The sequence below is a fragment of the Sphingomonas sp. SDUR79 genome, assembly GCF_056821745.1.
In genome coordinates, this window is record NZ_JBPDIN010000001.1 from 1,140,198 (window position 1) to 1,160,074 (window position 19,877).

General features: G+C 65.3%; 18 protein-coding genes. 15 read left to right on the forward strand and 3 right to left on the reverse strand.

Translation table 11 applies throughout. From position 1 onward, the window contains the following. Positions 1 to 62: 62 nt before the first annotated feature. Positions 63 to 842: a DUF1206 domain-containing protein gene (locus tag ACRYLO_RS05415; protein ID WP_482659233.1), complete on the forward strand. Its 780-nt coding sequence runs from the start codon at positions 63 to 65 to the stop codon at positions 840 to 842. Here ACRYLO_RS05415 and greB read toward each other — a convergent pair. Genes greB through ACRYLO_RS05430 form a run of 3 tightly spaced genes read right to left on the reverse strand, consistent with a single transcriptional unit; the run spans position 839 to position 3,749 of the window. After that, the gene (greB, locus tag ACRYLO_RS05420) at positions 839 to 1,327 is read right to left on the reverse strand and encodes a transcription elongation factor GreB (RefSeq protein WP_482659234.1); all 489 of its coding nucleotides are present in this window, start codon (positions 1,325 to 1,327) and stop codon (positions 839 to 841) included. The genes ACRYLO_RS05415 and greB overlap by 4 nt on opposite strands. Next, positions 1,324 to 1,737, reverse strand: coding sequence for a GNAT family acetyltransferase (locus ACRYLO_RS05425; protein WP_482659235.1), 414 nt, complete (start codon positions 1,735 to 1,737; stop codon positions 1,324 to 1,326). The genes greB and ACRYLO_RS05425 overlap by 4 nt, the downstream gene beginning before the upstream one ends. Continuing rightward, on the reverse strand, positions 1,734 to 3,749 hold the full coding sequence (locus ACRYLO_RS05430; RefSeq protein ID WP_482659236.1) for a lytic transglycosylase domain-containing protein: 2,016 nt from the start codon (positions 3,747 to 3,749) through the stop codon (positions 1,734 to 1,736). Before ACRYLO_RS05430 ends, ACRYLO_RS05425 begins: the two co-directional genes overlap by 4 nt. 71 nt (positions 3,750 to 3,820) lie before the next feature. On the opposite strand from ACRYLO_RS05430, the gene dapA reads away from it, so the two are divergent. From dapA to ACRYLO_RS05500, 14 genes are all read left to right on the forward strand, one after another. Next, on the forward strand, positions 3,821 to 4,702 hold the full coding sequence (gene dapA, locus ACRYLO_RS05435) for a 4-hydroxy-tetrahydrodipicolinate synthase (protein ID WP_482659237.1): 882 nt from the start codon (positions 3,821 to 3,823) through the stop codon (positions 4,700 to 4,702). A 3-nt stretch (positions 4,703 to 4,705) separates the two neighbouring features. Continuing rightward, the gene (locus ACRYLO_RS05440) at positions 4,706 to 5,434 is read left to right on the forward strand and encodes a hypothetical protein (protein WP_482659238.1); all 729 of its coding nucleotides are present in this window, start codon (positions 4,706 to 4,708) and stop codon (positions 5,432 to 5,434) included. A gap of 57 nt (positions 5,435 to 5,491) precedes the next feature. Further along, positions 5,492 to 5,974: an SsrA-binding protein SmpB gene (gene smpB / locus ACRYLO_RS05445; protein WP_294016824.1), complete on the forward strand. Its 483-nt coding sequence runs from the start codon at positions 5,492 to 5,494 to the stop codon at positions 5,972 to 5,974. Between the two features lies 1 nt (position 5,975). Further along, positions 5,976 to 6,551 carry a DUF2062 domain-containing protein gene (locus ACRYLO_RS05450; RefSeq protein ID WP_294016822.1) on the forward strand — a complete coding sequence of 192 codons (576 nt, stop codon included), beginning with the start codon at positions 5,976 to 5,978 and terminating at the stop codon, positions 6,549 to 6,551. A gap of 57 nt (positions 6,552 to 6,608) precedes the next feature. Next, complete coding sequence (locus tag ACRYLO_RS05455) at positions 6,609 to 8,657, forward strand: M13 family metallopeptidase (RefSeq protein ID WP_482659239.1); 2,049 nt, start codon at positions 6,609 to 6,611, stop codon at positions 8,655 to 8,657. 38 nt (positions 8,658 to 8,695) lie between these two features. Continuing rightward, complete coding sequence (locus ACRYLO_RS05460) at positions 8,696 to 11,083, forward strand: hybrid sensor histidine kinase/response regulator (protein ID WP_482659240.1); 2,388 nt, start codon at positions 8,696 to 8,698, stop codon at positions 11,081 to 11,083. 40 nt (positions 11,084 to 11,123) lie between these two features. Then, positions 11,124 to 11,474, forward strand: coding sequence for a response regulator (locus tag ACRYLO_RS05465; RefSeq protein ID WP_482659241.1), 351 nt, complete (start codon positions 11,124 to 11,126; stop codon positions 11,472 to 11,474). 186 nt (positions 11,475 to 11,660) lie between these two features. After that, entirely contained in the window at positions 11,661 to 12,731 is a 1,071-nt protein-coding gene (gene recA, locus ACRYLO_RS05470) for a recombinase RecA (RefSeq protein ID WP_482659242.1), read from the forward strand. 295 nt (positions 12,732 to 13,026) lie between these two features. Next, positions 13,027 to 13,668: a glutathione S-transferase family protein gene (locus ACRYLO_RS05475; RefSeq protein ID WP_482659243.1), complete on the forward strand. Its 642-nt coding sequence runs from the start codon at positions 13,027 to 13,029 to the stop codon at positions 13,666 to 13,668. A gap of 25 nt (positions 13,669 to 13,693) precedes the next feature. Beyond that, on the forward strand, positions 13,694 to 15,004 hold the full coding sequence (locus ACRYLO_RS05480) for a dicarboxylate/amino acid:cation symporter (protein ID WP_482659244.1): 1,311 nt from the start codon (positions 13,694 to 13,696) through the stop codon (positions 15,002 to 15,004). Beyond that, on the forward strand, positions 15,001 to 16,251 hold the full coding sequence (locus ACRYLO_RS05485) for a M24 family metallopeptidase (protein ID WP_482659245.1): 1,251 nt from the start codon (positions 15,001 to 15,003) through the stop codon (positions 16,249 to 16,251). Before ACRYLO_RS05480 ends, ACRYLO_RS05485 begins: the two co-directional genes overlap by 4 nt. Continuing rightward, positions 16,248 to 16,814 carry a tetratricopeptide repeat protein gene (locus ACRYLO_RS05490; RefSeq protein WP_482659246.1) on the forward strand — a complete coding sequence of 189 codons (567 nt, stop codon included), beginning with the start codon at positions 16,248 to 16,250 and terminating at the stop codon, positions 16,812 to 16,814. Before ACRYLO_RS05485 ends, ACRYLO_RS05490 begins: the two co-directional genes overlap by 4 nt. A 49-nt stretch (positions 16,815 to 16,863) precedes the next feature. Continuing rightward, positions 16,864 to 19,521, forward strand: a complete 2,658-nt coding sequence (alaS, locus tag ACRYLO_RS05495; protein ID WP_482659247.1) for an alanine--tRNA ligase — start codon at positions 16,864 to 16,866, stop codon at positions 19,519 to 19,521. A gap of 70 nt (positions 19,522 to 19,591) precedes the next feature. Further along, entirely contained in the window at positions 19,592 to 19,873 is a 282-nt protein-coding gene (locus ACRYLO_RS05500) for a hypothetical protein (RefSeq protein ID WP_482659248.1), read from the forward strand. Positions 19,874 to 19,877: the final 4 nt, after the last annotated feature.

Consider the following 19,877-nt stretch of genomic DNA (forward strand, 5'->3'; position numbering starts at 1 on the left):
CGAGGTAGTGAAGAGGAACGTCCGCGCACCCGGTCCGTTTGCACGCGATCGGGAGAGGTTCCATGACTGCCAGCACGCGCCTGACGACACTGACACGGATCGGATTTGCAACGCGTGGTGTGCTTTACGCTGTCATCGCTTATCTGATCATCCGCACCGGACGCTCCGAAGATCCGGGTGGGGCCCTTGCGTATCTTAGCGAGGGGTCGGGTAAACTCCTGCTCGGTGTCATGGCCGCAGGCTTGTTGGCCTACGGGATCTGGCGATTGGCCGATGCGGCGCTCAACATCGAGGGTCACGATGCGGACAAGAAGGGCGTCATGGAGCGGGTGGGAGCCGGCCTCAGCGGTCTGGCGCATCTGCTCCTGACGTGGCAGGCGATCCAGCTGATCCAGGGCGTCTCCTCCAACGGTAATGGTGTTCAGGACAGCGCGCGCACCGCATTGACCTTTCCGGGCGGCGGCATCGCGATCCTGCTCGCAGGCGCAGTCGTGCTGCTGGTCGGTATCGTTCAGTTGGTCAGGGCCGCCAAGGCGTCGTTCCTGCGCCACCTTGAGCCGGAGATGGCAAAGCGGACATGGGTAGAGTGGAGCGGGCGCGCAGGTTACGCGGCGCGCGGCGTGGTGTTTCTGATTGTCGGCTATTTTCCTGTCGCGGCGGGCCTTGATACGACAGCCAGCGGGGTCGGCGGCATGGGTGCAGCGCTGACCTGGCTCGAGAACCCGATGGATCTGGTCGTTGCGCTGGGTCTGTTCGGGTTCGGCGTCTTCAGCCTGGTCGAGGCGCGTTGGCGGGTGATCCAATCGGTGCCGGTCGAGCGGCTGTCAAAGGGCAGGTTTTAGGTCGGGGTCGGGTAGTGAATTTCCATCACCTCATATTCCTTCTCCCCCGCCGGGAGCATGACGCGGCGCAGGTCGCCGACGGCGCCGCCGCGTAGCGCGCGGGCGAGAGGGGAGTTCCACCCGATCCGGCCTGCGCCTGCATCCGCCTCGTCATCGCCGGTCAAGGTCAGGGTGCGGTGGTTGTCGTCTTCGTCGGCGATTGTGACGGTGGCGCCGAACCAGATTTTCGACTGGTCCTCCTGCTTCGCCGGGTCGATCACCTTTGCGGCCTTCATCCGCTTCGCCAGCCAGCCGAGCCGCCGGTCGATCTCACGCAGCCGCTTGCGGCCGTAGATGTAATCGCCGTTTTCGGAGCGGTCGCCATTGCCCGCCGCCCAGGCGATCGTTTCGACCAACGCCGGCCGTTCGGTGCCGAACAGCGCATCATACTCGGCCTTGAGCGCCGAATAGCCCGCCGGGGTGATGTAGTTCGGACGATCGATCAAAGATTGCGGCCCATGCTGATTCGCGGCTCGACCGCATAGCCCATATGCGCCCAGAAGGCGGCGGCGTCGTGGTTGGTGTCGCACACCTGCAGGTTGACCTTGGTGCAGCCGAGATTGGCCAGCGCGGTTTCGGCGGCGCGGGTCAGCGCGCGGGCGATGCCGCGACCCCGCGCTTTGCGGTGCACCGCCAGCTTGTAGAGCCAGCCGCGATGGCCATCATAGCCCGCGATGATGGTGCCGAGCACATGCCCGTCCTCCTGCGCGACGAGCAACAGGTCGCGCTGCATCGCCAGCTTCTGCGGGATCGCGACGGCGGCGTGGCTGTGCGGCGGGTCGTCGGGAAAAACGGCTCGCCACAGCGCGTCCACGTCCGCAAACTGCGCCTCACCATAGGGCTGAATTACGATCACCCTGGGCGGTTCTTGCCCAGATACCAGCTGATCCGATGCGGCCCGCGCGAACGTGAGCGCTGCGGGTGGAGCATGTCGTAGACGACCGCGTTTTCCAGCACGCGGTGGACATAATTCTTCGTCTCGAAAATGGGGATATTCTCGATCCATTCGAGCATGTCGACGCCGGGCGTGCGCGGATCGCCATTGGCGCGGATCCACTTGTTCACATTGCCGGGGCCAGCATTGTATGCGGCGACGGCGAGCGGGTAGCTGCCACCGTAATAATCGAGCATGCGCTGGATGTAGCTCGACCCGAGCCGGATATTGTAATCGGTATCCACCGTCAGCGCGGCGCGGTCGTAGCTCATGCCGAGCTTCCCCGCGACCTCGCGCGCGGTGCCCGGCATCAGCTGCATCAACCCGCGCGCGCCGGCATGGCTGACCGCCGCCTTGTCGAACTGGCTTTCCTGCCGCGCGATGGCGTGGATGATCGTGAAATTGCTGTCCTGCCCCGGCGGGACCGGAACCGAAGGGTAGCCCGCGACGGTATAATCGGTCAGGCCGTTGAGCAGCGCGCTGCGCCCGACCATCACGCCGAGGTCGGGGCGGTTGAGCGTACGTGACAGCTCGGTCGCCAGAACATGATCTTCGGCGCTGGTGGCGTCGGCGGCGATCTGGCGCAGGAACAGGCCCTGATCATCGGCGCGGCCGAGCGTGCCGAGCATCTGTGCGGCGCGCACCACTTCGCGATTGTAGAAGGCGGTGCGGGCAGCCGGGTTGACGCTGCGGAAATCGACCGGCGGGGGTGCCTTGAGCTCGCGGCCCAGGCGTTCGGCGGCAAGCTGACCGTAGAACAGGTCGGAATAGGCGGCGGCGCGTTCGTAATAGGCGCGCGCGACGGCGGGCTGCCCGGCGGCTTCGGCGGCGCGACCGGCCCAGTAAATGCCCTTCGACTGCGTCGTCGGGGTGCGTGATCCGCGCGAATAGCGATCGAACATGCCGACCGCATCGGCAGGGCGACGGAGCTTTTGCATCGCAACCGTACCCGCGAGCCACACCAGGCTGGTATACTCGTCGCGGATGCCAAGGCCGAGGTCGGAGATGTCGGTGCCCGGCGCGACCGCATCATCCACCTGAGAGGCGATGGCATAGGCCAGCGCATATTGCCGGTCGGACTCGGCGGCACGCGCGTTGGTCAGCAGGACCTCATACCATTCCTCGACATTGCCGGGCCGGCTGTCCAGCACGCGCGGGCGGGCCAGCAGCGTGCGCGCCGAGCCGCTAGCACCATTGTTGCGATACCAGCTGGCGCGATCGGCAATGAAACCGGGGTCGCGCGCGCCGATTGCCTCGACCGCGGCGGCGCGGTCCTGCGCGTCGGGCGCGTCGGAATGGAGCGCCAACCGCGCCTCGAACAAGGCGCGCTTCTGGGGCGAGGTGTAGCCGATATGGCGGGCAGCGACCGTGCGCGCATCCTGCCACAGCAGCGCGTCCATCCGCGCATCATGGTCGGCGGGAGACAAGGCTGCCGAAAAGCCGCCCAGCACCGCAGTCTCATCGGTCGGACGGAGGATGCCGCTGCGCCAGGCGCGGCGCGCCTGCTCGTCCGCCTCGGCGCGGCGGCCGGTGATCGCCAGCGCCTCGGCAAAGCGGATGCGCCCGGCAGCGGTCAGCGGCGGAAACCGTTCAAAGAAGCGGATGACCAGCGATGGCGCATCTGTGCCGGCACCCAGCGAAGCCTCGGCGGCGGCGCGCCGACTGGTTTCGCCTGGCCAGCCGGGATGGGCCAGCATGAAATTGGCGTAATCGCTGAACGGCCAGCGATCAGACTGTTGCAGCCGCTTCCACTGGTCGATCGTGTATTGCAGGCTGGACGCCGATGGCGGCGCGGGGGCAGGCAGCACTTGCGCCGCGATCACAGCGAACTGCGCGCGATACCATTGGGCCCCATCCTGCACGACCTGGGAAGAGACCGCGACACCCGATACGCCGGCGAGCAGAAGCCCGCTCCTGAACATAGAGCCAAGCATGCTGGACATGATACGCGAACGCACCCTATTGGCCACCCCGAATTTCCGACGATTGGGGCATTTTGACGCATATGTTTGCTGGTTCCATCCCCGCCCTGGTCACGCCATTCCGTAACGGCAGCTTTGACGAGGCGGCGTTCCGCGATTTCGTCGAGTGGCAGATCGCCGAAGGATCGTCGGCTCTGGTTCCCGTCGGCACCACGGGCGAGGCGGCGACGCTGTCCAAGGACGAGCATTTCGAGGTGGTGCGGGTGTGCGCCGATCAGGTGCGCGGGCGCGTGCCGGTGATCGCGGGAGCTGGATCGAACGACACCCGCGTCGCGATCGGCAACGTTCACGCGGCGAAGGCTTCGGGTGCCGACGCGGTGCTGATGGTACCGCCTTATTACAACCGCCCGAGCCAGGAAGGCATTTTCCAGCATTTCGCGGCGGTGGCGGCGGAATGCGAACTGCCGATCATCCTCTACAACGTCCCCGGCCGCACCGTGACCGATATACAGCCCGAGACGGTGATTCGCATCGTCGAGGCATTTCCGGACAAGTTCGTGGCGATCAAAGATGCCACCGGCGACCTTGCCCGCGTGTCGAAGCACCGCGCCGCGCTGCGCGCCGGCTTTGCGCAGCTTTCGGGCAATGACGAGACCGCGCTCGCCTTTAACGCGATGGGTGGGGTCGGGTGCATCTCGGTCGCCGCGAACGTCGCACCAAAGCTGTGCGCGCAGTTCCAGGCGGCGTGGGCGGAGGGCAACACCGCCATCGCGCTGGCGCTGCACGACCGGCTGTTCGCGCTGCACCTGGCGCTGTTCACCGACGCCTCGCCGGGACCGGTGAAGTACGCCGTCAACAAGCTGCGGCCCGAGATTTCCGCCGAACTGCGCCTGCCGATGGTCGCGCCGAGCGACGCCAGCAAGGCAGCGGTCGACGCGGCGATGGCGGCGGCGGGGTTGATCTGAACGATGCGCTACTTTGTCCCGGATATCCGGCTTCCAGAAGAGAGCGGCTCCAACATTGAGCGATTGGGTGGCATACCGTTCGGACTAGCCACGGCAGACTGGCCGTTGTGCGCCGACTGTGGAAAGTCGCAATCGCTTCTTGCCCAGTTCGCGCACCACCCTGATCGGCTCGACCTTGGGCGTGATGGCCGGACGTTGTTCGTGTTCCAGTGCAATCACAATCCCGGAATGTGCGATACTTGGAGCGCGACATCCGGCGCGAACGCTTGCCTCATGGTGGAGCCTGAAAACCTGACTGGAATTCAGACTCCCCTGCCAGCTGACACGCCCCCATTGGATAATGCAGTCGTGATTGCAGGATGGGTCGCTCGCGAAGATTCAGTGACCGACGCCGAGGCCTTAGCTTTCTATTCAGACGAGAAATTTCTTGAACTCGGTGATCATGTCTGGCGCAAGGTTACTGACGGGACGAAGCTGGGAAGCGTGCCGAGCTGGGTACAAAGCCCAGACGAAGCACCGAAGGGTTGGCGGTTCATTGGTCAGCTGGACAGTGGCCACAGCTTTCTCTCAATGCCCGACGCCGCGCCTCCTTGGGTGAAGCCTGATCCCGAAGCATGGGAGGGGCGCGCAGCCTACGCTGACGGCCCCAATTTCGGCGGCGGTATCGCCTATCTGTTCCTGACAGAGGGCGCCTCAACGCCTGAAGTGCGCATGTTTTGGCAGTGCGGCTGACGGTTTAGGAAGGCATCGCTTCCCTTTCGTCCTCCGCACCCCTACATCGCGCGTCCCATGGCACGCCCTCGTCCCCTTGAATTCGACAAGAAGAAGATCGTCGCGGAGAACCGCAAGGCGCGGTACGAGTATTTCCTCGAGGAATTTTTCGAGGCGGGGATTGCGCTCCAGGGGACCGAGGTGAAGTCGCTGCGCTTTGGCGAGGGGTCGATCGCGGAGAGCTATGCCGAGGTCCGCGACGGGCAGGCGTGGCTGGTCAACGCCAATATCCCCGAATTTTCGCACGGAAACCGCTTCAATCACGAACCGAAGCGCCCCCGTAAATTGCTCCTTCATGAACGCCAGGTACAGAAGCTGCATGGCGCGGTCGCGCGGGAGGGCATGACGCTGATCCCGATGTCGATCTACTTCAACAGTCGCGGCCGGGCGAAGGTCGAGCTGGCGCTGGCGAAGGGCAAGAAGACTCACGACAAGCGCGAGTCGATCAAGGAACGGGACTGGAAGCGTGAACAGGGGCGGCTCCTCCGCGATCGCGGGTGACATGAAGCAGCAGAGCCGCCTTGGCGCCTGGTGGCAGCGCAACATGCCCACCCGCGAATCGATCGAGCAGATCCGCTGGCTGCGTCCGGTTGCGCATCGCGTGCTTGCCCCGGAATTGTGGCGCTTTACCCGTCGTTCGGTGCCGCGCGGCGTGGCGCTGGGACTGTTGGTCGGTATTTTCCTGCTGATCCCTGGCCTGCAGATCGCGGGTGCGGCGATGCTGGCGCTGCCGTTCCGCGCCAATGTGCCGATCGCGGCGGCGATGACGTTCCTCAGCAACCCCGCGACGACGCCGTTCATCCTGTACGGATCGGTCTATACCGGCAACCTGATGCTGGGACGCAGCGCCGATGTGTCCGGCTTCATGGCACTGATCGAGCATCATGCAGGGGTCGCCGAATGGACGAGCTGGCTGTTGTCGCAAGCGGCACCAGCCTTGCTGATCGGGCTGCTCGTCATTTCGGTGGTGTGCGCCGCCGCAGGCTATGGTCTTTCCATTCTGATCTGGCGCGGCTGGGTCGCGCGCAAATGGCGCAAGCGCGTCCTGCTCCGCAATAAAGTTTCTTCGGAGACTTGATCGGGCGTATCATCGGCGTAAGACACGGGCGTTTTCAAATGTCCCGAAGGGTGCCCGATGCGTCTTCTCCTGATCCCCGTCCTTCTTGCCGGAACCGCGCTGGCAAGCGGCTGCACGCCGTCCACCAGCGCCGAAGCGCCGTCGGCCGCTCCCGCTCCTGCCGCCAAGCCGCAGCTTGGCAGCTTTGGTTTCGACGTTGCCGGGATGGACCGCAGCGTGGCCGCAGGCGAGGACTTCTACGCCTTCTCGAACGGGACCTGGGCGAAGAACACGCCGATCCCGGCCGACAAGTCGAACTATGGCATGTTCACCGCACTGGACGACCTGTCGAAGGAGCGGGTGCGGGGCATCCTCGATGAGGTGAAGGACAATCCCGCCAGCATGGTCGGGCGCGCCTATTCCAGCTATCTCGACACGGCGACCGTCGAGGCGCGTGGCCTGGCGCCGATCCAGCCCTGGCTGGGCAAGATCAAGGCGCTCGACAGCAAGGCGGGCTATGCCGCCCTGGTGGTCGAGGGTGCGAAGATGGGCGTGCCGGGTCCGTTCGGTGGCTATGTCGGCCAGGACGACAAGATCCCGACGCAGTATATTTTCACCATCTATCAGGGCGGCACCGGTCTGCCCGATCGCGACATGTATCTGCTCGACAACCCGAAGATGGCGGCGATCCGCACTGCCTATCTCGGCTATCTCGCCAAGATGCTGACGCTGGCGGGCGAGGCGGATGCCGACGCGCGGGCCAAGGCGATCCTCGCGCTCGAGACCAGCATCGCCAAGGTGCAGTGGACCCGCGAGGATTCGGGCGACGCGGCGAAGACCTATAACAAGTTTACGCTGGCGGAGACCGCCAAGCTGTCGTCCGGCACGCTCGACATGCCGGCGATGCTGAAGGCGCTGAGCCCCAAGATCACCGAAGTGCTGGTCAACCAGCCGAGCGCGGTGTCGGGCATCGCCAAGATCATCGACGATGCGCCGCTGGCGGTGGTGAAGGACCAGATGTTGGTGCGCAGCCTGGGCGCGATGGCGGACTATCTGCCCGATGCAGTCGCCGACACCAACTTCGCTTTCTACGGCACGACGCTTCAGGGCACGCCGCAGCGCGAGGCACGCTGGAAGCGCGGCGTGGGGTTCGCCGAAGGAGCGCTGGGCGAGGAACTGGGCAAGGAATATGCCGCGCGCTATTTCCCGGCCGAGTACAAGGCGGAGATGAACAAGCTCGTCGCCAACGTCCTCGACGCGATGGGCCGCCGGATCGACGCGCTCGACTGGATGCAGCCGCAGACCAAGGAACGCGCCAAGGCGAAGCTCAAGAACTTCACCGTCAAGGTCGGTTACCCCGACCAGTGGCGCAGCTATGCGGGGCTCGAGGTCAAGGCCGATGACCTGTTCGGCAATGCCGTCCGCTCCAACCGCTTCGATTATGCCTATATGCTCGACAAGCTGGGCGGCCCGGTGCGGAAATGGGAATGGGGCATGCTGCCCCAGACGGTCAACGCCTATGCCAATTTCGGGATGATGGAAGTCGTCTTCCCCGCCGCGATCCTGCAGCCGCCCTTCTTCGATCCCAAGGCCGATCCGGCGATCAACTATGGCGGCATCGGTGCCGTCATCGGGCATGAGATCAGCCACCATTTCGACGATCAGGGCGCCAAGTATAACGAAAAGGGCGAGCTGGCCGACTGGTGGACGCCGGAAGACGTCAAGGCGTTCGAGGCGGCGGGCAAGGCGCTGATCGCGCAGTACGATGCCTATGAGCCGCTGCCGGGCGAGCATGTGAAGGGCGAGTTCACGCTGGGCGAGAATATCGGCGACCTGGCGGGCCTCACCATCGCTTACGACGCGTATAAGCATGCGCTTGGCGGCAAGGAAGCGCCGGTGATCGACGGCTTTACCGGCGACCAGCGCTTCTATCTCGGCTGGGCGCAGGTGTGGCGGCGCAACTATCGTGAAGCGAACCTGCGTCAGCGGTTGCTGACCGATCCGCACAGCCCGTCGATCCAGCGCGCCTGGGTCGTGCGCAACCTCGACCCCTGGTACGGCGCGTTCGGCGCAAAGCCGGGCGAGAAGCTGTATCTGGACCCGGCAAAGCGCGTTCGCGTCTGGTGAGCGCTTGACGCTATGGCAGCGGGGCGGGAAAGGGGGCCATGCCCAGCCTTTCCGCCCCGACTGACGAAACCTCCGGGATCACCGGCCCGCTGATCGTCGCCATCGTGGCGGGATCGGTTGCGGGCGGGGCGGTGCTGTGGGCGATCGACTCGCTGCCGGTGGCGGCCGGGTTCTTCGCGACAGCCGTGCTGATCGCGCTGGCCGCGACCTTGCTGCGGCGGCCAGCAGTCGCGGCGGAAGCGGCATCGACAACCGCCGAGAGCGACTGGTCGCTGGCCAATATGCTGGCATCGATGAGCAACGACGCCATCGCGGTAACCGACCGCGCCGGGCGGCTGGTGTGCGCCAATGAGCGGTTCGGCACGCTGTTTCCGGGCTATCCCGCGCCGCCTGCAGTGGTGATCGGCGATTGGGCGGCATCCCAGCTGGGCAGTGCCGGACGCGCGGCATGGCGCGACGGGCAGGCGTCGAGCGGATCGTTCGATGCCGCCGGGACCAAGCTGACCGCGCATGTGAGCCGGGTCGGCGATTCGCTGTTGGTGTGGCGCTTTGCCGGGGCCGATGCGGTGGACCTGACCAAACAGGCACAGGCGCTGGTCGCTGGCAAATCGGGCGACCGGCTGGGGCAGGCCGGGATCATGATGGCGCTGATCGGCGCCGATGGCCGGGTGCGCGCCGCCAATCGCGTGCTCCGGCTGCGCGCAGCCGGTGACGAGCTGGCGATGATCGAGGGGCGGGACATTACCCGCTTCCTGATCACCGACAATCGCGGGACGGTGCGGTTCGAGCGCGAGGGACTGTCGGGCGCGCCGATCCGGGTGCTCGAAATCCCCTTCCTCGATGGCGATGCCACGCCGATGCTGGTTGCGCTGCTCGACGAGGAATATGCCCCGGCGCAGGAAATGGGCGCGGAATCGACCGCGCATGTCCGGTCGCTGATCGCGCTGTTGCCCACCGGCATCGCGCTGGTCGGGGCGGATGGGCGCTTCGTCTTCATGAACGAAGCCTTTGTTCGCGCGGCGCATGTGAATGGCGACGCGCCGCCGCTCTATCCCGGCGACCTGGTCGTGCGTGAGGACAAGAGCACGCTGGCCGATGCCGTGCGGCGCTTTGCGGCGGGGGCTGTGCATCCGATGGACCTCACCGTCCGCTTTGCTCAGGCTCCGGACGAAGCAGTGTCGCTGTCGATCGCCTCGGCGCGTGGCCTGGGCGACGCGGCGGTGCTGCTGAGCCTGCGCGACGCGGGTGAGGAAGGGCAGCTCAAGCGACAGGTGGCGCAGGCGACCAAGATGCAGGCCGTAGGCCAGCTCGCCGGCGGCGTCGCGCACGACTTCAACAACATCCTGACCGCGATCATCGGTCATTGCGACCTGATGCTGATGCGCCACGCGCCCGGCGACAGCGACTATGACGATATCCAGCAAATCCTGCTCAATTCGAACCGCGCGGCCGCGCTGACCCGCCAGCTGCTCGCCTTTTCGCGGCAGCAGACGCTGCGGCCACAGCTGTTGCAGTTGCCCGACATCATTTCCGAGGTGTCGAACCTGCTCAAGCGGCTGCTGGGCGAGACGGTCGAGCTGGTGGTCAATCACGGCCGCAATCTTGGCCCCGTGCGCGCCGATCCTGGCCAGCTGGAGCAGGTCGTCGTCAACCTGGCGGTCAATGCGCGCGACGCGATGCTGGCGAAGAACCCCAATGGCGGCGGTACGCTGACGATCGAGACGCTGAGCGTCGCGGCACATGAAGTCCGCGCGATGGACGAGGATGTCCTGCCGGTCGGGGACTATACCGCGCTGCGCGTGTCCGACACCGGATCGGGCATTCCGGCGGACGTGCTGGCGCATATCTGGGAGCCGTTCTTCACCACCAAGGAGGTAGGGAAGGGGACGGGCCTGGGCCTGTCGACTGTTTATGGTATCATCAAGCAGTCGGGCGGGTTCATCTTTGCCGAGAGCGAGCCGGGCAAGGGTGCGGTGTTCACCATCTATTTGCCCGTTCACAATGCACCCGAGCCGACCGCGCAGCTTCCGACCGCCAAGGCGGTGCAGGGCGATCTGTGGGGCAGCGGGACGATCCTGCTGGTCGAGGACGAGGCGATGGTGCGCGCGGTCGCCGAACGGGCACTGGCGCGGCAGGGCTATACCGTGCTGACCGCCGAAAATGGCGAGGCGGCGCTGGAATTGCTGGAGAAAAGCGAGAAGCCGGACCTGCTGATCAGCGACGTGGTGATGCCGACAATGGACGGCCCGACCATGGTCCGCCATGCGCGCAAGAAATATCCCGATCTCAAGATCATCTTCATGTCGGGCTATGCCGAGGAACAGCTGCGCAAGTCGATAGATCTCGACAATGTCGCGTTTCTCCCAAAACCCTTTTCAGTCCAGCAACTTGCAGAGCTCGCCCGGTCCGTAATGACCGCAAAATAGCGCTCGACCACGCAACGATTGTCAGGCACATGCTGACGCGATGAGCGCACCCCAACGCATCCTCGTGGTCGAGGACGAACCCCTGATTGCCATGATGATCGAGGATTTCCTCGACATGCTGGGCAAGGACCATGCCGGCACTGCCGACAGCGTGGCATCGGCGCTGGAGATCGTTTCCGCTGGAGGAATCGATGCTGCGATCCTCGATGTCAACCTGTCGGGGGGCGAGCTGAGCTGGCCGATCGCCGATGCGCTGGCGGCGCGGGGCGTGCCGTTCGTGCTTGCCACCGGTGGCAGTGGCGACACGGTGGTCGATGCGCATCGCGATCGGCCGGTTCTGGCCAAGCCGTTCACGATGGACGCGGTCGAGCAGGCGCTGGCCGAGCTCTGACGTTCCGGTCTGGTGGCGGGAGTTTCGGTCCGCGGTGACGGGGTCCCGGCACCTGGCGCGGGGCGTCGGCAGATGAGAACAAAAAAAGATCGTTCCGCACTTGTTCCTTCGGAACAGATGTTGTACATCCGTCGGCAGGCAATGGTTGAACCTGGGCCGCAAAGCATTTAGCGACGGAGATCTCTCATGGCAGCTTCCCTCAAGGTGATCGAAGGCAAGATGGGCATTTCTCCGGATAAGCAGAAGGCGCTCGATGCGGCGCTGGCACAGATCGATCGCGCGTTCGGCAAGGGCAGCGCGATGAAGCTCGGCTCCAAGGAGACGATGCAGGTCGAGGCGATCTCGACCGGCTCGCTCGGGCTGGACATCGCACTGGGCGTGGGCGGCCTCCCGCGCGGTCGCGTGATCGAAGTCTATGGTCCGGAAAGCTCGGGCAAGACGACGCTGGCGCTGCACGTGATTGCCGAGGCGCAAAAGGGCGGCGGAACCGCGGCCTTTGTCGATGCCGAGCACGCGCTCGACCCGGTCTATGCCAAGAAGCTGGGCGTTAATATCGACGAGCTGATCGTGTCGCAGCCCGATACGGGTGAGCAGGCGCTCGAAATCGTCGATACGCTGGTTCGCTCCAACGCGATCGATGTGCTGGTGGTGGATTCGGTGGCGGCGCTGGTCCCGCGCGCTGAAATCGAGGGCGAGATGGGCGACAGCCATGTCGGCCTTCAGGCACGCCTGATGTCGCAGTCGCTGCGCAAGCTGACCGGCTCGATCAGCCGCTCGCGCTGCATGGTGATCTTCATCAACCAGCTGCGCATGAAGATCGGGGTGATGTACGGTAATCCGGAGACCACCACCGGCGGCAATGCGCTCAAATTCTACGCCTCGGTCCGGCTCGACATCCGCCGCACCGGCCAGATCAAGGATCGTGACGATATCATCGGCAACACCACCCGGGTGAAGGTGGTGAAGAACAAGGTCGCGCCGCCGTTCAAGCAGGTCGAGTTCGACATCATGTACGGGCAGGGAATCTCGAAGATCGGCGAGATCCTCGATATCGGCGTGAAGGCCGGGCTGGTTGAGAAGGCGGGCGCCTGGTTCAGCTATGACAGCATCCGCATCGGCCAGGGGCGTGAGAACGCCAAGACGTTCCTCAAGGAAAATGCCGATGTCTGCGCACGGCTGGAAGCGGCCATCCGCAGCCGGACGGAAAAGGTCGCCGAAGAGATGATGACCGGGCCCGACGCGGAAGACGACCTCTGATTTTACGATAGCGGCGGAAAAGCCGTCGTTAACCAGTTTCGGGCAGCAATGCCTGTTGCGGGCCGTGCCGGATCGACAGGTCGGTGGCGGTCAAGGGACCAGTCTCCCATTGGAAGGCCCGGCGTGGCGTGCGCCGGGCCTTTCCTGTTCGTGGCGGTTTCGAAACGCTGTGGACTGACTCAGAGGATCGGCTGCCCGGCGTCGCAAATCCGTGCCGGGCGCCTCTTTCCATTTTCGCCGCATCCGCGCACAAACGCGTCAACCCCGCACGGGACCGACAAGGGAGCGCGCAGCGATGATCACCGTTCACCATCTGGAAAATTCGCGCTCGCAGCGTGTGCTCTGGCTGCTCGAAGAACTTGGGCTTCCCTATGAGATCAAGCGCTACGAGCGGAACCCCAAGACGATGCTTGCTCCGCCGGAACTCCAGGCAGTGCATCCGCTGGGCAAGTCGCCGGTGATCGTCGATGCGGACCCCGACAGCGACACGCCGCGCACCGTGGCGGAGACTGGCGCCATCATCGAATATCTGGTCGAAAAGGCTGATGGGCGGCTCGGCGCGCCGGCGCACCGCGAGTCGGCACTCCGCTACCGCCACTTCATGCACTATGCGGAGGGTTCGCTGATGCCGCCGCTGCTGGTCAAGCTGGTGCTGATGCGCGTTCCGATCTTCGGCAAGGCGGCGCAGAAGAAGATCCAGCCGATGATCGACGTCCATCTCGACTTTGTTGAGGCGGAACTGGCCAGCCGCCCCTGGTTCGCGGGTGACGCGATGACCGCGGCGGACGTGATGATGAGTTTCCCACTCGAAGCGGCACGCTCACGTGGCGGGCTCGACGCGTCGCGCCCGGCGACGATCGCCTGGCTCGACAAGGTCCATGCCCGCCCGGCCTATCAGACGGCTCTCGCCAAGGGCGGCCCCTATGCCTATGCGTGACGCTGCAACAAGTTAAGGGGGACGCATGTCGGGCGCAGAGGCGATCACGGAGCGGCGGCGCGAATCGACGCTGCAATGGCAGATGCTGGGCGGGTTCGTGCTGGGCCTTGCGCTTGGCCTGTTCGTCCATTTCACCTCCGCCGACGCGGCGTGGGTCAAGACGGTGACGACCTATGTCACCGGCCCGATCGGGCAGGTGTTCCTGCGCCTGTTGTTCATGCTGGTGATTCCGCTGCTCTTCTCGGCACTTGTCGTCGGCATCGCCGAGATGGGCGAGATCGCGGCGCTCAAGCGTGTCGGCCTGCGCACTTTGGTCCTCACAGTCTGCGTCTCCACCATCGCGGTGATCGTCAGTCTGTTGCTGGTCAACCTGCTTCAGCCTGGCGCCGGGGTGGACCGGGTCGAGGCGCAGGCTTTGCTCGCTGCGTCGGGGGACAGCGCGGGCGCGATCCTCGATCGCACTGCCAGCACCCCGACCGGCGTGGACGCGATCCTGAACATCGTTCCCACCAATGTCGTCGCGGCGATGACCGCGAACGACATCCTCGCGATCATGTTCTTCGCGCTGTTCTTCGGCATCGGCATCCTGCTCACCGCCGACCGCCCGCAGGTGCAGACGCTCAAGCGCGGGATCGAGGGGATCTTTGAAGTCTCGATGCGTCTGATCGGCCTCGTCATCCGGCTCGCGCCGATCGCGGTGTTCTGTTTCATGTTCAACCTGGCCGCGCTGTTCGGCTGGGAATTGCTGGTACGGCTGCTCGCCTTTGTCGGCGTGGTGCTGGCCGCGCTCGGCACGCAGATGTTCGTGATTTTCCCGATCCTGCTGCTGGTGCTCGCGCGCAAAAATCCGCTCGTCTTCTTCCGCCAGACGCAGGAGGCGGCGGTGATGGCCTTCTCCACCGCATCGTCCAACGCGACGCTGCCGACCGCGCTGCGGGTTGCGGAGAACAAGCTCAAGCTGCCGCCCAAGGTATCGCGCTTCGTGCTGACGATCGGCGCGACTGCGAACCAGAACGGCACCGCGATGTTCGAGGGGGTGACGGTGATCTTCCTCGCGCAATTCTTTGGCGTCGACCTGACGCTGGGACAGCAGATCACGGTGATGCTGGTGTGCATCCTGGGCGGCATCGGCACGGCGGGCGTCCCGGCGGGATCGCTGCCGGTGATCGCGCTGATCCTGGGCATGGTCGGGGTGCCGCCGGCGGGGATCGGGCTGGTGCTGGGCGTCGACCGGTTCCTGGATATGTGCCGCACCGTGCTCAACGTCATCGGCGATCTGGTGCTCGCGACGATCGTGTCGGCGGGTGAGAAGGAGACGCCGGAGCCGGCGGTATGAGGCTGACCCGGCGCGGGTTGATCGCGGCGGGTGCGCTGGCGCCGATCGGGTTTTCCGCGGTCGCGCGCGCGGCGCAGCCCGATCTGACAGCGCTTCAGCCGATCACCGGCGACGCGGTGCCGATCGGGCGCGCGGAACGCGCCGCCCGGCTCGCCCGCGCCCAGGCGCTGATGAAAGCGAATGGCATCGGCGCTGTGTTGATCGAGCCGGGGGCGAGCCTGCTCTATTTCACCGGGGTGCGCTGGGGACGGAGCGAGCGGCTGACTGCGGCGGTGATCCCGGTCGAGGGCGATCCGATCATTGTCACGCCGTTCTTCGAAGAGCCTTCGGTCCGCGAATCGCTCGGCATCCCGGCGGAAATCCGGGTGTGGCAGGAGCATGAGGATCCGTTCGCGGTGGTCGCGGGCTTCCTGCGCGAGAAGAAGCTGCTGGGGCGTCCGCTGGGGATCGAGGAGACCGCGCGCTTCTTTGCGGTCGACGGCATGTGGCGCGCGCTTGCGGGCGTGAAGATCGTGTCGGCCAACCCGATCGTGCGCGGGTGCCGGATGTTCAAGACGCCGGCCGAAATCGCGCTGATGCAAAAGGCGGCGGATGTGACGCTGGCCGCTTATCGCTGGACCTATCCCCGGATCGAGGCGGGGATGACGCCCGCCGACATTGCCGCACTGATGACTGCGGCGACGGTGAAGCTAGGCGGGCAGGTGGCGTTCAACCTGATCCTGCTGGGCGAGGCATCGGCCTATCCGCACGGCACGGGCAAGCCGCAGCGGGTGGTGAAGGGTGAAGTCGTGCTGATGGACTGCGGCGCGCGGGTTCACGGCTATGAAAGCGACATCAGCCGCACCTTCGTGCATGGCGAGGCGACTGCGGAGCAGCGGAAGGTGTGGGAGCATGTCCGCGCCGGCCAGCAACGCGCCTTCGCCGCCGCGCAGATCGGCGTTCCCGCGGGCCGCGTCGATGATGCGGTGCGCGGATGGTATGCGACGCTGGGCTATGGCCCCGACTACAAGCTCCCCGGCCTGTCGCACCGCACCGGCCATGGCATCGGCATGGACGGGCATGAACCGATCAACCTGGTGCGCGGCGAGATAACGAAGCTGGCGCCGGGCATGTGTTTCTCGAACGAACCGGGCCTGTATCTGCCGGGCAAGTTCGGCGTGCGGCTGGAGGATTGCTTCCATATGACCGAAGCGGGGCCGAAATGGTTTAGCGTGCCGCCGAGGTCGATCGAGGAGCCGATCGGGTGACATTTGTGACTTGGATCAGGCGCATAGTCTGGCGGCTGCGAGACCTGCCCGGTCCTCCCCCCGGCATAACGCAAGCGGACGCTGAAGATCTTCTCGAGAAGGGCTGGCACTATTTGGACGAGGGTCAGCTGTCGAAGGCCGAAGGCGTCGGCAAGAAGCTGGTCGCGATGAAGTTCACCGGAGGGGTTGAGATCATCGCCGTCGTCCAAGCTGAGCGGGGAAATCTTGAAGCGGCAGTCGATACGTTGAGTTCGGGAATCGCTTTGAAGCCCGTTTGGCGTTTGGGCCATCTTCGGGCCAACTACCTATCGGATTTGGGCCGATACGATGAGGCACTGGAGGCCTATCGCGATTGCGACGGGATGTTCGGTGCCAAACCTGATTATACGGCACTGAACCGCGCAATCGCGCTGAGCCGAGCTGATCGCGACGATGAAGCTCGGTCCGCACTCCAGCCTTTGTTGAGTAAGGAAATTTCTGACGAAGAGTTGAAGGCTCAGGTCTGGGCCGTTGCCAGAGACCTGGATCTCGTTCCACCCGAGGCGATATCCCAATCACCCTGATCGAACCGTTTCGCTTGAGCGAACGCCTCGGCGCGCTTAAGTCGCGAAAATGACCTCGACCAATGATATCCGCCGCAGCTTCCTCGACTATTTCGAGGGCCAGGGCCATGCCCGCGTCCAGTCCGCGCCGCTTGTGCCGCATAACGATCCGACGCTGATGTTCGTCAATGCGGGCATGGTGCCGTTCAAGAACGTGTTCACCGGCCTTGAAACGCGGCCTTACACCACGGCGGCGTCGAGCCAGAAGTGCGTGCGCGCGGGCGGCAAGCATAACGACCTCGACAATGTCGGCTATACGGCGCGGCATCATACCTTCTTCGAAATGCTCGGGAATTTCTCGTTCGGCGACTATTTCAAGGAGCAGGCGATCCTGCATGCCTGGACGCTGCTGACCAAGGAATGGGGCCTTCCGGCGCACAAGCTGACCGCGACCGTCTATCACACCGACGATCAGGCGTTCGCGCTGTGGAAGAAGATTGCGGGCCTGCCCGAAGAGCGCATCATCCGCATCGCGACCAAGGACAATTTCTGGGCGATGGGGTCGGACGGGCCGTGCGGGCCGTGTTCGGAAATCTTCTACGACCATGGCGACCATATCTGGGGTGGCCCTCCGGGAAGCCCGGAAGAGGATGGCGATCGCTTTGTCGAGATCTGGAACCTCGTGTTCATGCAGCATGTGCAGGAGGCTGACCAGATCGTCGGCGACCTGCCCAAGCCGAGCATCGACACCGGTATGGGGCTGGAGCGGATCGCGGCGGTGCTGCAGGGCGTACATGACAATTACGACACCGACACGTTCAAGGCGCTGATCGCCGAGAGCGGGGCGCTGACGCAGTCGGCGACGACGGGCGAGAATCAGGCGAGCCATCGCGTGATCGCCGACCATATCCGCACTTCCGGCTTCCTCGTCGCCGACGGCGTGCTGCCCGCCAATGAGGGGCGCGGCTATGTGCTGCGCCGGATCATGCGCCGTGCGATGCGCCATGCGCATATTCTGGGCGCAAAGGACCCGTTGATGCACCGCATGGTGCCGGCGGTGGTCGCCGAAATGGGCGGCGCCTTCCCCGAATTGGTCCGCGCCCAGCCGCTGATCGAGGCGACGTTGTTGCAGGAGGAGACGCGGTTCCGTCAGACGCTGGCGAACGGGTTGAAGCTGCTCGACGAGGCGACCGGCGCGATGGTCGAGGGCGATACCCTGCCCGGCGAGACCGCGTTCAAGCTCTATGACACCTATGGCTTCCCCTATGACCTGACCGAGGATGCGCTGCGTCCGCAGGGGATGAAGGTCGACCGCGACGGCTTCGACGCGGCGATGAAGCGCCAGAAGGATGCCGCGCGCGCTGCATGGAAGGGGTCGGGCGCCAAGGCCAGCGACGATGTGTGGTTCGACATCGCCGAAGAGCATGGGAGCACCGAGTTCACAGGTTATAGCGCGACCGAGGGCGAGGGGCAGGTCGTCGCCTTGGTCAAGGACGGCGTTCGCGTCGACCGCGCCGGTGCGGGCGACGAGGTGACGATCCTCACCAACCAGACGCCTTTCTATGGCGAGAGCGGCGGCCAGATGGGCGACGCGGGCACCATCGGCAACGATGTGGCCGAGGCGATTGTCAGCGATACGTCGAAGCCGCTCGGTCGGCTCCACGCGCATCAGGCGACGCTGGTGCGCGGCGAGATCAAGGTCGGCGACACGGTCAAGCTGATGATCGACGTAACGCGTCGCGACGCGATTCGCGCCAATCACTCGGCGACCCATCTGCTGCACGCGGCTCTGCGCAATCGGCTGGGCGGGCATGTCTCGCAAAAGGGTTCGCTGGTCGCGCCAGATCGGCTGCGCTTCGACTTCTCGCACCCCTCGGCGCTGAGCGCGGCGGAGATTGCGGACATCGAGGCCGAGGTGAATGCGGAGATTCGCGCCAACGAGACGGTCGGTACGCGGCTGATGACCCCGGACGATGCGGTCGCGGCGGGTGCGCTGGCGCTGTTCGGCGAGAAGTACGGCGACGAAGTGCGCGTGCTGTCGATGGGCCGGCAGACCGAGAAGCGCTATTCGGTCGAGCTGTGCGGGGGCACGCACGTCAATGCGACCGGCGATATAGCGATCTTCAAGATCATCGGCGAAAGTGCGGTGTCGAGCGGCGTGCGCCGGATCGAGGCGCTGACCGGCGAAGCGGCGCGCACCTGGCTGAACGAGCGCGACGCCAAGCTGCGCGAGGTGGCGGCGACGCTCAAGACCTCGCCTGACGAGGTCGGAGCGCGCGTTGCGTCGCTGGTCGAGGAGCGGCGCAAGCTGGAGCGCGAGCTGGCCGAGGCGAAGAAGGCGCTCGCCATGGGCGGCGGCGGGGCTGCGGCTCCGGCCGGACCCGAGCAGATCGCTGGCGTCAATTTCGTCGGGCAGATCCTCGACGGGCTCGATCCCAAGGCACTGCGTGGCGCGGTGGATGAGGCGAAAGCGCGGATCGGTTCAGCTGTGGTAGCTTTTGTCGCGGTAAATGAAGGACGTGCAGCGATCGCGGTGGGTGTCACCGACGACCTGACCGGCACCTTCAGTGCCGTCGAGCTGGTCAAGCGTGGCGTCGCCGCGCTGGGCGGGCAGGGCGGCGGCGGGCGGCCGGACATGGCGCAGGGTGGCGGACCCGAGGGCGGCAACGCCCAGTCCGCGCTCGACGCCGTCAGGCAAGCGCTTGCCGAGGAGACAGAAGCTGCGTGATCATGTTTGGACGGCCGCCGCCATTGCAGCGGCCCTCATCGCCGCCCCCGCCGCTACGGCGCAGGGCAAATTGCCTCCTTACCCCGAGGCGCTGAACTGCGCCGCGCTGACCCATGCCGCACTCAAGATCGGCAAGGGCACGCCGCAGGAGTCGCAGTTGTTCGATCACCTGATTTATTGGGGTATGGCGGCATCCGATGCCGGTCGCGCGGCGGGCAAGAACGCCAAGACGGTCGATAGCGAAGTCCCCGCACTGTCGGCACAGCTTGAGCCCAAGCTGCGCGCACAGGATGGTGCGACGGTTTCGGCGCTAGCCGCCTGCGTTGCGCGCGTGCCCGCACTCGACAATTGATCCG

Excerpts from the sequence above, each read along its gene's own strand:
- ACRYLO_RS05415 (WP_482659233.1), top strand. The coding sequence starts at position 63 with ATGACTGCCAGCACGCGCCTGACGACACTGACACGGATCGGATTTGCA.
- ACRYLO_RS05430 (WP_482659236.1), bottom strand. The coding sequence starts at position 3,749 with ATGCTTGGCTCTATGTTCAGGAGCGGGCTTCTGCTCGCCGGCGTATCG.
- dapA (WP_482659237.1), top strand. The coding sequence starts at position 3,821 with ATGTTTGCTGGTTCCATCCCCGCCCTGGTCACGCCATTCCGTAACGGC.
- ACRYLO_RS05440 (WP_482659238.1), top strand. The coding sequence starts at position 4,706 with ATGCGCTACTTTGTCCCGGATATCCGGCTTCCAGAAGAGAGCGGCTCC.
- smpB (WP_294016824.1), top strand. The coding sequence starts at position 5,492 with ATGGCACGCCCTCGTCCCCTTGAATTCGACAAGAAGAAGATCGTCGCG.
- ACRYLO_RS05450 (WP_294016822.1), top strand. The coding sequence starts at position 5,976 with ATGAAGCAGCAGAGCCGCCTTGGCGCCTGGTGGCAGCGCAACATGCCC.
- ACRYLO_RS05455 (WP_482659239.1), top strand. The coding sequence starts at position 6,609 with ATGCGTCTTCTCCTGATCCCCGTCCTTCTTGCCGGAACCGCGCTGGCA.
- ACRYLO_RS05460 (WP_482659240.1), top strand. The coding sequence starts at position 8,696 with ATGCCCAGCCTTTCCGCCCCGACTGACGAAACCTCCGGGATCACCGGC.
- ACRYLO_RS05465 (WP_482659241.1), top strand. The coding sequence starts at position 11,124 with ATGAGCGCACCCCAACGCATCCTCGTGGTCGAGGACGAACCCCTGATT.
- recA (WP_482659242.1), top strand. The coding sequence starts at position 11,661 with ATGGCAGCTTCCCTCAAGGTGATCGAAGGCAAGATGGGCATTTCTCCG.
- ACRYLO_RS05475 (WP_482659243.1), top strand. The coding sequence starts at position 13,027 with ATGATCACCGTTCACCATCTGGAAAATTCGCGCTCGCAGCGTGTGCTC.
- ACRYLO_RS05480 (WP_482659244.1), top strand. The coding sequence starts at position 13,694 with ATGTCGGGCGCAGAGGCGATCACGGAGCGGCGGCGCGAATCGACGCTG.
- ACRYLO_RS05485 (WP_482659245.1), top strand. The coding sequence starts at position 15,001 with ATGAGGCTGACCCGGCGCGGGTTGATCGCGGCGGGTGCGCTGGCGCCG.
- alaS (WP_482659247.1), top strand. The coding sequence starts at position 16,864 with ATGACCTCGACCAATGATATCCGCCGCAGCTTCCTCGACTATTTCGAG.